Annotated in this window: 10 protein-coding genes; 6 read left to right on the plus strand and 4 right to left on the minus strand. The window is 73.3% G+C overall.

What is annotated here, in order from left to right:
• Positions 1-50: 50 nt before the first annotated feature.
• Together AAW13_RS17770 and AAW13_RS17775 are read left to right on the plus strand one after the other, a co-directional pair.
• Positions 51-1,106 carry an LLM class F420-dependent oxidoreductase gene (locus tag AAW13_RS17770; protein WP_046732796.1) on the plus strand — a complete coding sequence of 352 codons (1,056 nt, stop codon included), beginning with the start codon at positions 51-53 and terminating at the stop codon, positions 1,104-1,106.
• Between the two features lie 229 nt (positions 1,107-1,335).
• Positions 1,336-2,124, plus strand: coding sequence for a ferritin-like domain-containing protein (locus AAW13_RS17775; RefSeq protein WP_046732795.1), 789 nt, complete (start codon positions 1,336-1,338; stop codon positions 2,122-2,124).
• Between the two features lie 111 nt (positions 2,125-2,235).
• Here AAW13_RS17775 and corA read toward each other — a convergent pair whose 3' ends face one another.
• The gene (gene corA, locus AAW13_RS17780) at positions 2,236-3,240 is read right to left on the minus strand and encodes a magnesium/cobalt transporter CorA (protein ID WP_046732794.1); all 1,005 of its coding nucleotides are present in this window, start codon (positions 3,238-3,240) and stop codon (positions 2,236-2,238) included.
• Positions 3,241-3,302: 62 nt separating this feature from the next.
• Between corA and AAW13_RS17785 the strand changes: the two genes are divergently transcribed.
• From AAW13_RS17785 to mshC, 4 genes are all read left to right on the plus strand, one after another.
• Positions 3,303-3,989, plus strand: a complete 687-nt coding sequence (locus tag AAW13_RS17785; RefSeq protein ID WP_046732793.1) for a histidine phosphatase family protein — start codon at positions 3,303-3,305, stop codon at positions 3,987-3,989.
• Between the two features lie 101 nt (positions 3,990-4,090).
• On the plus strand, positions 4,091-4,681 hold the full coding sequence (locus AAW13_RS17790) for a DUF3090 domain-containing protein (RefSeq protein WP_046732792.1): 591 nt from the start codon (positions 4,091-4,093) through the stop codon (positions 4,679-4,681).
• The gene (locus AAW13_RS17795) at positions 4,645-5,460 is read left to right on the plus strand and encodes an SCO1664 family protein (protein ID WP_046732791.1); all 816 of its coding nucleotides are present in this window, start codon (positions 4,645-4,647) and stop codon (positions 5,458-5,460) included. The genes AAW13_RS17790 and AAW13_RS17795 overlap by 37 nt, the downstream gene beginning before the upstream one ends.
• A gap of 92 nt (positions 5,461-5,552) precedes the next feature.
• Positions 5,553-6,782 carry a cysteine--1-D-myo-inosityl 2-amino-2-deoxy-alpha-D-glucopyranoside ligase gene (gene mshC / locus AAW13_RS17800; RefSeq protein WP_046732829.1) on the plus strand — a complete coding sequence of 410 codons (1,230 nt, stop codon included), beginning with the start codon at positions 5,553-5,555 and terminating at the stop codon, positions 6,780-6,782.
• A 285-nt stretch (positions 6,783-7,067) separates the two neighbouring features.
• Here mshC and AAW13_RS17805 read toward each other — a convergent pair whose 3' ends face one another.
• The 3 genes from AAW13_RS17805 to AAW13_RS46790 all read right to left on the minus strand — a co-directional run bounded on the left by AAW13_RS17805 (position 7,068) and on the right by AAW13_RS46790 (position 12,288).
• Positions 7,068-8,117: a PAC2 family protein gene (locus tag AAW13_RS17805; protein ID WP_046734452.1), complete on the minus strand. Its 1,050-nt coding sequence runs from the start codon at positions 8,115-8,117 to the stop codon at positions 7,068-7,070.
• A gap of 196 nt (positions 8,118-8,313) precedes the next feature.
• On the minus strand, positions 8,314-8,985 hold the full coding sequence (locus tag AAW13_RS17810) for a FadR/GntR family transcriptional regulator (protein WP_046734453.1): 672 nt from the start codon (positions 8,983-8,985) through the stop codon (positions 8,314-8,316).
• A gap of 51 nt (positions 8,986-9,036) precedes the next feature.
• Positions 9,037-12,288 carry a hypothetical protein gene (locus AAW13_RS46790; RefSeq protein WP_338059050.1) on the minus strand — a complete coding sequence of 1,084 codons (3,252 nt, stop codon included), beginning with the start codon at positions 12,286-12,288 and terminating at the stop codon, positions 9,037-9,039.
• Positions 12,289-12,779 lie beyond the last annotated feature (491 nt).

Here is a 12,779-nt window from a genome sequence, read left to right on the forward strand (position 1 = left end):
GCTAAGGTCTCTCGCGACAGCGACGTTACTGATCGGTAAGGGGATCGGCCATGCAGCTCGGGATCAACCTCGGCTACTGGGGTGCCGGGATGGACGGGGACAATCTGGCCGTGGCGCAGGAGGCCGAGCGGCTCGGGTACGCCGTGTGCTGGGCCGCCGAGGCCTACGGCTCCGACGCCGCCACCGTGCTCAGCTGGGTCGCCGCCAAGACCGAGCGCATCGACGTCGGTTCGGCCATCTTCCAGATCCCGGCCCGGCAGCCCGCGATGACCGCGATGACCGCCGCGACCCTCGACTCCCTCTCCGGCGGCCGTTTCCGCCTCGGCCTCGGTGTCTCCGGGCCGCAGGTCTCCGAGGGCTGGTACGGCGTCAAGTTCGACAAGCCGCTGTCCCGCACCCGCGAGTACGTGGAGATCGTGCGCAGGGCGATGAGCCGGGAGCGGCTGTCGTTCGAGGGCGAGCACTGGACGCTGCCGCTGCCGGGCGGCCCGGGCAAGCCGATCAGGCTGACCGTGCACCCGGAGCGGGAGCACATCCCGGTCTACATCGCCGCCATCGGTCCGAAGAACCTGGAGCAGACCGGCGAGATCGCCGACGGCGCCCTGCTGATCTTCCCGTCCGCCGAGCACCTGGAGGAGACGGCCGTCGGGTACCTGCGCGCCGGACGGGAGAAGGCGGGCAAGACGCTCGACGGGTTCGACATCTGCCCGACGCTGCCGCTCGCCGTCGGCGAGGACAAGGACGTGGCCACGCTCGCCGACACCTTCCGGCCCTACACCGCGCTGTACGTCGGTGGCATGGGCAGCCGCAAGCAGAACTTCTACAACCAGCTCGCCCAGCGCATGGGGTACGAGCGCGAGGCCGCCGAGATCCAGGACAAGTACCTGTCCGGGGACAAGAACGGGGCGGCCGCCGCCGTACCGCACGACCTGATCGACCAGACCACGCTGCTCGGGTCCGTGGACCGGATCGCCGACCGGATGAAGGCCTACGCCGCCGCCGGGGTCACCACCCTGTCCCTGGCCCCGGCCGGCTTCACCCTGGACGAGCGGCTCGCCTCGCTGCGGGCCGGCGCCGAGGCCCTGGAGCGGTCCGGGCTCGCGTAGGCGGCCCGGCGGGCGAGAAGTCCGCGGCCGTGGTGGGGGCTCGGGGGGTCTTCCCCGCCACGGCCGTCATGGAGAACAACGCGCCCGCGCCCGCGCGGTTACGCCCCCGGAGTGACCCCGGTGCTCCTCCTTTCGGCCGAGTCCGCCCGCACAGCTGTTGCAGCGCCTCCGATGCGGCATTTGACTCGTTCTTCCCGGGTCCGGTGAGTCCTCCGGAGAGGTGTCCACGATGCTTTCGGCCAGGAGTCTGTTCCAGGAGATCCTCGACGACGACGAGTCCTTCCGGCTCTTCTGCTCCATCGCGGCCAGCGGGGAGTCGCAGGGCGGCTGGGAGAACGCGCGGATCGCCGCGCTGGTGCCGGACGGCGAACGCGGCCTCGCCCCCAAGATCACCCGTCATGGCGCCGACGAGGACAAGCACGGACGCATCTTCCAGGCCCTGTTGAGGAAACGCGGACTCACCCCGGTCCCGGTCCCGCCCGACACCGACTACACGATGATCCTGGAACGGCACGGCATCGGACTCGCCCACGACCGGCTCCGGGACCGGCAGCCGCTCACCGTCGAGGACATCGTCACCTACCTCGCCCACAGCCGGGTCACCGAGCAGCGGGCGTCCGAACAGATGAACCTGCTCCGCAGGCACTTCGCCGACCACCCGGACGTCGGCCGCGCGGTACGGATGATCTCCGGCGACGAGGACAACCACCTGGCCTACTGCCACGAGGAGCTGCTGCGCTTCGCCGCCGCCGGGCACGGCCCGGCCATCCGGCGCACCCTGCGCGCGTGCGCGCTGGCCGAGATCCGCGTCTACCGGGACGTCAGCCTCGCGGTCATGACCCACATGGGCCGCATCCTCGGCTGGCCGAGGGGCAGGTCCGTGCTCCTCGCGGCCGCCATCCACGCCGTCTACGCCTACGAGCGTGCCGCAGGCTGGCGCCGCATGGTCTCGCTGCGGATGCCGGAGCGCCGCGACGCCCTGGGCGGCCCCGCGACCACCGCCCCCGAGTTCGCCTGAGCCGACGCCGACGCCCGCCCCCGAGTTCGCCTGAGCCGACGCCGACGCCCGCCCCCGAGTTCGCCTGAGCCGACGCCCGCGCCCGCGCCCGGTGCCTGGTGTCCGGGCCGCTCACATCCAGCCGCGGCGCTTGAACAGCCGGTACAGCACCGTCTCCAGCACGGCCATGATCAGGATCACCGCAGGGTACGACCAGAGCCAGTGCAGCTCGGGCATGTGGTCGAAGTTCATGCCGTAGATGCCGGCGATCATCGTGGGTACCGCCGCCATGGCCGCCCACGCGGAGATCTTCCGCATGTCGTCGTTCTGCCGCACGCTCATCTGCGCGAGATGGGCGCTGAGGACGTCCGACACCAGCCGGTCCAGGGCCTCCACCCCCTCGTTCACCCGCAGCAGGTGGTCGTTGACGTCCCGGAAGAACGGCCGGGCCTCCTCGTGCACGAACGGCACCGTCGTGCCGCCGCCGTACGGGCCCACCCCGGCCAGCTTGGTCATCGGCACCGCCAGCGGCACGGTCGCACGGCGGAACTCGAGGATCTGCCGCTTGAAGGAGTAGATCCGGGACGCCGTGTGCCGGGAACCGCCGCCGCCCGGCGAGAACACCTCGGCCTCCACCTCCTCCAGGTCGTTCTGAAGCTCGGTCGCGACCTCCAGGTAGTGGTCCACGACCGCGTCGGAGATCGAGTACAGCACCCCCGTCGGCCCGTGCTTGAGCAGTTCGTGCTGCTCCTCCAGGTGTCGCCGGATGTCCCCGAGCGGCGAGGGCGTCCCATGGCGCACGGTGACCACGAAGGAGTCCCCGACGAAGATCATCAGCTCCCCGGAGGTCACCGTGTCGCTCTTCGGCTCGTACGTCACCGGCTTCAGGACGACGAACAGCGAGTCGTCGTACACCTCCAGCTTGGGCCGCTGGTGGGCCGTCAGGGCGTCTTCCACGGCCAGCGGATGCAGCCCGAACTCGTCGGTGACCAGGTCGAACTCACGCTCGGTGGGCTCGTACAGACCGATCCACAGAAAACTGTCGCCCCGCGTGCGCGCCTCCGCGAGGGCGTCGGAGAAGTCCTGCGGGGTCTCCATGCGCTCCCCGCCCCGGTAGATGGCGCAGTCGACGATCACGGAGCGTATTCTCCCGTCGCCCGCCCGCCTGCGCACTTCGGCATGCGCCTACCCTGGGCCGCATGCCCACGCTGATCCTCGTAAGGCACGGACGCTCCACCGCCAACACCTCGGGCGTGCTCGCCGGCTGGACGCCGGGCGTCGCCCTCGACGAGCGCGGCGCCGCCCAGGCCGCCGCGCTGCCCGGCAGGCTCGCCGGGCTGCCGGTCTCCGAGGTGGTCACCAGCCCGCTCCAGCGCTGCCAGGAGACGATCCGGCCGTTCCTCGACGCCCGGCCCGGTCTCACCGCCCACACGGACGAGCGGATCGGGGAGGCCCACTACGGCGACTGGTCCGGCCGCAAGCTCGCCGAACTCAAGGACGACCCGCTGATGGACGTCGTACAGGCGCATCCGTCGGCGGCCGCGTTCCCCGGTGGCGAGTCCATGCGCGCCATGGCGACCCGCGCGGCCGAGGCGGTACGCGAGTGGAACGCGCGCGTGGAGCGCGATCACGGCGCCGACGCGGTCTATCTCATGTGTTCGCACGGTGACATCATCAAGTCCCTCGTCGCCGACGCACTCGGTCTTCATCTCGACCTCTTCCAGCGGATCTCCGTCGAACCGTGTTCCATCACCGCGATCCGTTACACCCGCCTCAGGCCGTTTCTCGTTCGTCTCGGGGACACCGGGGATCTCGCCTCGCTCGCTCCCCGCGCGGAACCTCCCGGGGAAGACGCACCGGTCGGTGGCGGCGCCGGCGCGCCGTGATCGTCAGCCGCAGTAGGGTGAAGCGACTCGTGCGAGCGGTCCCGTAGCCGCCGCCACCCCCGCCCGTTCCCACGCACCCCCGATTCCCATGGAGACAGGACGTGTCCCGTCAGGTGTTCCTCTACGATCCGCCGGACCGCTTCGTCGCGGGCACGGTCGGACTGCCCGGACGCCGTACGTTCTTCCTCCAGGCCACGGCCGGCCCCCGGACGACCAGCGTGGCCCTGGAGAAGACCCAGGTCGCCGCGCTCGCCGAACGCATGGACGAACTCCTCGACGAGGTCGTACGCCGTAGCGGAGGCAGCGCGGCCGTCCCCGCCGTCGCGCCCAACGAGATCACCGACACCGCCCCGCTGGACACCCCCATCGAGGAGGAGTTCCGCGTCGGCACCATGGCGCTCGCCTGGGACGGCGACGAGGAGCGCATGATCGTCGAGGCGCAGGCCCTGGTGGAACTGGACGCCGACTCCGAGGAGGACCTCGCCGAGGCCGAGGAACGGCTCCTCCAGGACGAGGAGAACGGGCCCCCGATGCTGCGGGTCCGGCTGAGCGGCGCGCAGGCCAGGGCCTTCGCCAAGCGCGCCCTGGACGTCGTCAACGCCGGGCGGCCGCCGTGCCCGCTGTGCAGCCTCCCGCTCGACCCGGAAGGACACGTATGTCCGCGCCAGAACGGATACCGCCGCGGAGCGTGACCGCCGCCGACCTGCTCGCCCGCGGTGAGCTGAAGGTACGCGGCCGGATCCGCGACGCCTCCAACGCGGCGCTGTTCTGCACGGTCGCGTTCGACGGCGAGGAGGCGTCCTGCGTCTACAAGCCGGTCGCCGGGGAGCGCCCGCTGTGGGACTTCCCCGACGGCACCCTCGCCCAGCGCGAGGTGGCCGCCTACGAGGTCTCCGAGGCCATGGGCTGGGACCTGGTCCCGCCGACCGTGCTGCGCGACGGCCCGTACGGCGAGGGCATGTGCCAGCTGTGGATCGACGTCGACCCGGAGGGCGCAGAACTGCTGGCGCTGGTCGACGCCGAGGAGCCGGAACCGGGCTGGAAGGCCATCGGGTTCGCGGAGGTCGGCGACGGGAAGACCGCGCTGCTGGTGCACGCCGACGACACCCGGCTGCGCCGGCTCGCCGTCCTCGACGCCGTGATCAACAACGCCGACCGCAAGGGCGGCCACCTGCTGCCCACCGCCGACGGCCGGCTCTACGGCATCGACCACGGCGTCACCTTCAACGTCGACAACAAGCTGCGCACCCTGCTGTGGGGGTGGGCGGGCGAGCCGCTCACCGGCGAGGCCGTCGAGGTGCTGGAGGGGCTGCGAGAGGCCCTGGCCGGGGCTCTGGGGACCCGCTTGGCCGAACTGATCACGACGGCCGAGCTGGACGCCGTGCGCGCCCGTGTCGAGGCGTTGCTCACCTCCGGGAAGCACCCGGAACCGAGCGGCGAGTGGCCGGCCATCCCCTGGCCGCCTGTGTAGCGCCCACCAGCACATTCGGTACCAGAGATCAAGAGTGCCTTCCCGGCCGTCCGGTTCGTATACCGAACTCGGGTCCGGTTACGCTCATGTACATGCATGCCTGGCCCGCTTCCGAGGTCCCCGCCCTGCCTGGTCAGGGCCGCGACCTGAGGATCCACGACACCGCGACCGGCGGTCCCGTCACCCTCGACCCCGGTCCCGTCGCCCGTATCTATGTCTGCGGCATCACGCCGTACGACGCGACCCACATGGGGCACGCGGCGACCTACAACGCGTTCGACCTGGTTCAGCGCGTGTGGCTCGACACCAAGCGGCAGGTGCACTACGTCCAGAACGTCACGGACGTCGACGACCCGCTGCTCGAACGCGCGCAGCGCGACGGCGTCGACTGGGTCGCCCTCGCCGAGCAGGAGACGACCCTCTTCCGCGAGGACATGACCGCCCTGCGGATGCTGCCGCCGCAGCACTACATAGGCGCGGTCGAGGCGATACCGGGCATCGTGCCGCTGGTCGAGCGACTGCGCGACCTCGGGGCCGCCTACGAACTCGACGGCGACATCTACTTCTCCGTGGAGTCCGACCCGCACTTCGGCCAGGTCTCCGGCCTCGACGCGGCCGCCATGCGGCTGCTGTCCGCCGAGCGCGGCGGCGACCCGGACCGCGCCGGCAAGAAGAACCCCCTCGACCCGATGCTCTGGATGGCGGCCCGCGAGGGCGAACCCAGCTGGGACGGCGGTTCCCTCGGCCGCGGCAGGCCGGGCTGGCACATCGAGTGCGTGGCCATCGCGCTGGACCATCTGGGCATGACCTTCGACGTCCAGGGCGGCGGCTCCGACCTGGCCTTCCCGCACCACGAGATGGGCGCCTCGCACGCCCAGGTGCTCACCGGCGAGTTCCCGATGGCCAAGGCGTACGTGCACGCCGGCATGGTCGGGCTCGACGGCGAGAAGATGTCCAAGTCCAAGGGAAACCTGGTCTTCGTCTCCCAGCTCCGCCGGGACGGCGTGGACCCGGCCGCGATCCGGCTCGCCCTGCTCTCCCACCACTACCGCGCGGACTGGGAGTGGACCGACCAGGTGCTGGCGGACGCGGTGGCCCGCCTCGGCCGCTGGCGCGCGGCGGTCTCCCGCCCGGACGGCCCGCCCGCCGAGGCCCTGGTGGAGGAGATCCGCGAGGCCCTCAGCAACGACCTGGACGCGCCCGCGGCCCTGGCGGCCGTGGACCGCTGGGCGGCACTCCAGCAGGAGCGGGGCGGCACGGACACCGGCGCGCCCGGGGTCGTGTCCCGAGCGGTGGACGCCCTGCTGGGCGTGGCCCTCTGAACTGACGCAGGCTTTCCCGCGCCCTTCAGGGGCGCGGGGAACCGCGCGCTCGACCTCCACCGGCGCGAGGCCGGCACTCGACAGGCAGGGGCGGTACGCACAACGCGTACCGCCCCTGCCGCACTCCTCGATGTCTGAGTCCCCGGAGGTCTCGGTCCCCGGGGCCGAACCGCTCGCGGAACCCCTCGCGGAACTCCCCCCGGCCGAATCGCTCGTCCCCGGGGAGGTCTCGGTCCCTGTCCCCGGGGAGGTCTCGGTCCCCGGAGGTCTCGGTCCCCGGAGGTCTCAGCTCTCGGAGGGATCCTCGCCGTCAGGTCCGGAGCCCCCTTCGGCGTCCTCGCCCTCCCCGGCGCTTTCCGCGTTTCCGGTGCTCCCGGGCATGTCGGGCTTCGGCGGGCGCGGCGGCCGGGCCTTGCCGCCCGGGTTCCCCGGGTTGTCCCGCAGATACGGCGCGCTGTCCGCGCCGTCCGCCGTGGCGTGCCCGCCCGGCGGGTTCACGTCCCGGCGCCGCAGATAACGCTCGAACTCACGGGCGATCGCCTCGCCGGACGCCTCCGGCAGCTCGGCGGTGTCCCGGGCCTCCTCCAGCGTCTGCACGTACTCGGCGACCTCGCTGTCCTCGGCTGCCAGCTGGTCCACGCCGACCTGCCAGGCGCGCGCGTCCTCGGCCAGCTCACCCAGCGGGATCCGCAGGTCGAGCAGGTCCTCGAGGCGGTTGAGCAGGGCCAGTGTGGCCTTCGGGTTGGGCGGCTGCGAGACGTAGTGCGGCACCGCCGCCCACAGCGACACCGCCGGGACGCCCGCGTGCGTGCAGGCCTCCTGGAGGACGCCGACGATGCCCGTGGGGCCCTCGTACTTGGTCTCCTCCAGATCCATCCGCTGCGCCAGGTCGGAGTCCGACGTGACCCCGCTGACCGGCACCGGTCGGGTGTGCGGGGTGTCGCCGAGCAGCGCGCCCAGGACGACCACCAGCTCCACGCCCAGCTCGTGGGCGAAGCCGAGCAGTTCGTTGCAGAAGGACCGCCAGCGCATGGACGGTTCGATCCCTCTGACCAGCACCAGGTCCCGCGGCTTCTCCCCGCCGACCCGGACCACCGACAGCCGCGTCGTCGGCCAGGTGATCTTGCGCACGCCGGCGTCCATCCACACCGTGGGGCGGTTGACCTGGAAGTCGTAGTAGTCCTCGGCGTCAAGGGCCGCGAACACCTCGCCCTTCCACTCGCGCTCCAGATGCGCGACCGCGGTGGAAGCGGCGTCGCCGGCGTCGTTCCAGCCCTCGAACGCGGCCACCATGACTGGGTCGATCAGCTCGGGAACCCCCTCCAGCTCGATCACCCAGTGCCTCCTTCCGACGTGCCCTCGCGTACGTCCCAACCTTACGGCGTCGAGCGGGGGCGCCCGCAGCCCCCTTGCACGGGGGAGTGAACGGATCACTGCCCCGTTCGCCCCGCTCGAACACCCCGTTCCGACCGGGAACCGGCCACGGGCGGCAAGCGCTTCACCGGCCCGCGGCGGCCGGCCGGCCTGCGCTTCACAGGCTGCTGCGCAGCCACTGCTCCACGCTCGCGATGTGCACGGTCGCCCAGGAACGGGCCGCCTCCGCGTCCCGGTCGCGCAGCGCGGCCAGGATCGCCCGGTGCTCGTGCAGCGTGCGCGCCACCGCGTCCTCCTGGGTCAGCCCGCGCCATATCCGGGCCCGGGTGGTCGGCCCCGACAGCCCGTCCAGCAGCGAGCAGAGCACCGAGTTCCCCGAGCTCTGCACGATGCCCCGGTGGAACTCCAGGTCGCACGCGACCAGTTCCTCCACCGAGGGCGCGGCCCCGAGCGCGTCCAACTGGGCACCCAGCGCGTCCAGTTGCTGCTCACTGATCCGGGAGGCCGCCAGCGCGGTCGCGGCCGGTTCCAGGATCCGGCGCACCGCCAGGAACTCCAGGACCGTGTCGTCACGGTGGAAGTCCACGACGAAGCTCATCGCCTCGAGCAGCAACTGCGGGTCCAGGCTGGTGACATACGTGCCGTCGCCCTGCCGTACGTCCAGGATCCGGATCAGCGACAGGGCCCGCACCGCCTCCCTGAGCGAGTTGCGGGACAGGCCGAGTTCGGCGGCGAGTTCGCTTTCCTTGGGCAACCGGTCACCAGGGCGCAGCGCACCGGAGACGATCATGTCCTTGATCTTCTCGATCGCCTCATCGGTGACTGCCATACCGGCCTCCCTGTAGTTGAGACCTCCGATGTCTCTGCCACATTATGCGGCCTAGAGAGGCCGGTCGCGGTGCTCCCTGACCGGTCCGTCAGGGGCTTCGCGGGGCCGGGGCGTGCCGCCGGCGGGAGCGGGGCCGGGGGACGGCGGGTCCTCGTGCGCCAGGTGGGCCTGGAGCCGCAGATGCCGGAACTCGAAGTACGCCCCGGACCGGCGCAGTACGCCACGGCGATGGGCGTCCTCCAGGAACGCCATCAACCGCCACGGCAGCCTGCCGGTGGCTCCGAGCCAGACCCGGGCGACGGCGAACCGGCCCCAGGCGCTCAGGGCCAGTGCCGTGGTGCCCATCGGAAGCCACAACTGGGTGCCGACGTGCACCAGTCCGCCCCAGTCGCCGGGCAGCAGCGTCACCGGCACGCAGACGCAGGCGACCAGCAGGGCGACGACACCGCCACGGGCGAAGGACGCCGTGCGGTCCGTACGCAGGGAGGAACCGGGGCCGGTGGCGCGCATGGCGTCGGACGGCACGCTCAGCGCCCGGTAGACCCCGCACACGCAGCCGCCCACCAGTCCGACCAGCACTCCGGCCGCCACGAACGGCGGCAGACACCGGGCCACGAACCCGGCGGCCGGGCCCTGGGTCAGCCAGGCGCGCGCCTGCGGCGGCAGCACCGACCGGAGGTCGGCCGCGTACGCGACCGTCACCGCCCCACCGGAGGCGGTCCCACCGGAGGCGGTCCCACCGGAGGCGGTCCCACCGGGCGCGGGCTCACCGGAGGCGGCCTCGCCGGACGCGGTCCCACCGGACATCGACCCGTCCGATCGGCCTGTGCTGCTCGCTCCGTCCGCGCGGCTCGCTCCGTCTGCGCGGCTCGCTCCGTCTGCGCGGCTCGCTCCGTTCGCGTGGCCCGCTCCGTCCGTGCGGCCCGCTCCGTCCGTGCGGTCCGTCCCGGCCGCCGCTTCATCCGCTCCGGTACCGCGGGACGGACCCGGCGCGGTGAGGTGTACCGTCACCGACCCCGCCCGGGACACGAACTCCGTCCTGCCCGAGTGGAAGGGGACGCAGCGGCGCTCCGGTACCAGCGGGAGCGTGCAGTCGGGCGGTACCGCGCCCTGCGGGTAGGCGATCGGCCGGGCCCCCGAACCGGGGAGCAGCAGCGTGCCCCGCAACGGCCGCGTCGTGCCCGCCGTCCTGACCCCGCGGTCTTGCGTGAACCACCAGCCGTCGACGTGGCGTCCGGCGAGGTCGGGCGCGGAGCCGGACTTGAGGAGGGTCACGCCGGTGGCGGCGAGCCCGGCGACCGCGCAGGCGGTGACCCCGGTCAGCAGGGTGACGGCCGTGCCCCGGACCATGCCCGTCGCGAACCGCCGGACCACTCGGCCGGGCCGGGCCGGCAGCGCGCTCTCCCGCCCGGCCCGGCGGGTGGCGCTCACCAGCAGGGCGGCCCCCGCCCCCGCTGCCGTGACGCCCACCAGCAGCGTCCACGGATCACCGGTCCGCCCCAGCAGGACCGTCCCCGCCGTGCCCGCCCCGCCGAGCAGCAGGACCGCCCCGGACAGCCGGGCCGTGGCGCGCTCCCCGGCACCGCTCCACGGCAGCCCGAGCGGCACCGGCCGCCGGGACAGCCCGGCGGTGCCGAAGAACAGCGTGAACAGCAGGGCGAACAGGGTCCCGCCGAGCAGATCGGGCAGCCGGCCGTCGGTCACCGAGCCGAACCGGAAGCCGAACCGCAGATCGTCGGCGTACGCGAAGGCCGCCCACAGCACCCCGGTCGCCCCGACGACGGTCAGCCCCTGACGGACCAGGAACCGCCGGCCCGGTCCGTTCTCCGACCCGCTCCCCGCCCCCGCCCCGGACCCGTCCTCCGGTCCGTCAGGCAGCAGCCGCGCCACCCCGAAGGCGAAGCCCAGGACCTGTCCCGCCAGCGTGGCGGCGAGCGACAGGAAGTCCTCGACGCCCGCGAGCCGGTGCAAGGCGCGGGCCACCGTGACGGGCACCAGCAGCGTCGACAGCACGGCCATCGACAGCAGCCCCGGCCCGAGGACCCGCAGCGGCCGGGGCAGCAGTGACTCCAGCTCCCACCACGCCAGCCGGGTGGTGTCCCGCCGCCGCAACGCCCGCGCCAGCAGGGCCAGCCGCCGTACCGCGTCCGAGGCGGCGGGCGGGTCGGCGTCCGCGTAGGCGGCCGGTACGAACGCCCCGAGCAGGTGTTCCTCGACGGCGCCCACCGAGCTGAATCGTTCCCGGTCGAGCAGTTCCGACGGATCCCGGGAGGTGTCGCCGTACACCGCGCGGGCGAGCGCCACCATCAGGGGCGTGCTGAGCGCCAGGGCGGCGGCGCACCGCGGACGCGCGGCGAGTGCGCGGAGCACCGGCGTCCACACGGTCCCGGGTGTCCCGTCCGCCGTGCGCAGCGGCCGTGCCGTCCGCTCCAGGTGGGCCGAGGCCTGGGCGAGGTCCAGGGGCAGGAGTTCGACCACCTCGGCGGCGGTGAGCACGTCGCCCTCGGTCACCGCGGTCGCCCACGCCGCCCGGCGGCTGGTGAGCAGCAGGGGCAGGTCGTCGTCGAGTTCGGCGTTGATCCGTCGTACCGCCTCCCCGTAGCCGGGCCGGGGCAGTTCGTCGAAGCCGTCGAGGACCGGCAGCACCAGCCCGGTGTCCAGCAGGCCGCGGGCGAGGGTGCGCGAGCCGTCCAGCACGGCACCCAGCGGCGGGTGGTCGGCGGCCAGCCGGTCCGCGAGCCAGTCGCGCAGCCCGGTCCGCCGCGGGTCCCAGCCGGCCAGCGGGAACAGCACCGGCACCGGTGCGCCCGGACGACGGCAGGCGAGCCGGGCGAGCACGAACCGCATCGCCAGTACCGACTTGCCCGAGCCGGGCCCGCCCAGGATCACCAGCCGCCGGCCCGGGAGACCGCCGAACCACGCCGCCATGTCCTCGACCCGCCGCGCGCGCGGTGCGGGGAGCCGGGCGCCGCGCCGGACGTTCTCCGCGTGGTCGGCCAGCCGCCGGTCCGCGGGCGCCCAGGCCACCTCGATCGGCTCCGGATCCTGTAGCCGCCGTAACCGGGCCTCCGCCGCCCACTGCTCGCGTACGGCCTCGGCCAGCGCGTCGGCGGCCCGGCGCCGGTCCTCCTCGGCCGAGCGCGGGGCCGGGTCGGCGTCGCCGCGCAGCACGTCGGCCACGAGCGCCGCGACCGACACCAGGGTGCCGATCGCCGACACCAGGACGCCCGCGGTGGCGACGTCGTCCCACCAGAACCGCAGCACGCCGGTGAGGGCCGCGAGCGCCGCCGCGCACGCAGACAACCCCAGGCGCCGCCGCACCCGGGCACCGTGCCATCCGCCGTGCATATCCCGCTCCCCGGAGCCGTGCCTGAGCGCGCACCGCGGTGGCCCCGTGCTGCCGTACCGCCGTGCCGGAACGATCCGTTGTAGTCGGCCTATCGGCGGGGAAACGCGATGTTCGAAACACGTCCGGGGGAGCGCGTGGAGGTGTTCGAGGGGCGGCTGGTGGTGCGACACACCTCGCGGGCAGATACCGGCGGCACAAGGCGACGGCATACGGCGGCACAAGGCGACGGCATACGACGGCGTGTGGCGACGGCGTGTGGCGGCGCGGCGCGGTGCCGGGGCGATGCCCGGTACGGCGAAAGGGCGATGCCCGGCACGGCGAAAGGGCGATGCCCGGTACGGCGAAGGGGCGGCCCCCCGGGGAAAGGGAGCCGCCCCTCGTGCCGCCCGTCCCCGGTACGGCGGGGCCGGGACCTCAGCGGTTGCCGGGACGGTCAGGGCAAGGA

It is taken from the genome of Streptomyces humi (assembly GCF_001005085.2).
Lineage (GTDB): Bacteria > Actinomycetota > Actinomycetes > Streptomycetales > Streptomycetaceae > Streptomyces > Streptomyces humi.

What these genes read in the sequence shown, in the direction of transcription:
- AAW13_RS17785 (WP_046732793.1), top strand. Translation starts at nt 3,303, where the DNA reads ATGCCCACGCTGATCCTCGTAAGGCACGGACGCTCCACCGCCAACACC.
- AAW13_RS17795 (WP_046732791.1), top strand. Translation starts at nt 4,645, where the DNA reads ATGTCCGCGCCAGAACGGATACCGCCGCGGAGCGTGACCGCCGCCGAC.
- AAW13_RS17770 (WP_046732796.1), top strand. Translation starts at nt 51, where the DNA reads ATGCAGCTCGGGATCAACCTCGGCTACTGGGGTGCCGGGATGGACGGG.
- AAW13_RS17775 (WP_046732795.1), top strand. Translation starts at nt 1,336, where the DNA reads ATGCTTTCGGCCAGGAGTCTGTTCCAGGAGATCCTCGACGACGACGAG.
- AAW13_RS17810 (WP_046734453.1), bottom strand. Translation starts at nt 8,985, where the DNA reads ATGGCAGTCACCGATGAGGCGATCGAGAAGATCAAGGACATGATCGTC.
- mshC (WP_046732829.1), top strand. Translation starts at nt 5,553, where the DNA reads ATGCATGCCTGGCCCGCTTCCGAGGTCCCCGCCCTGCCTGGTCAGGGC.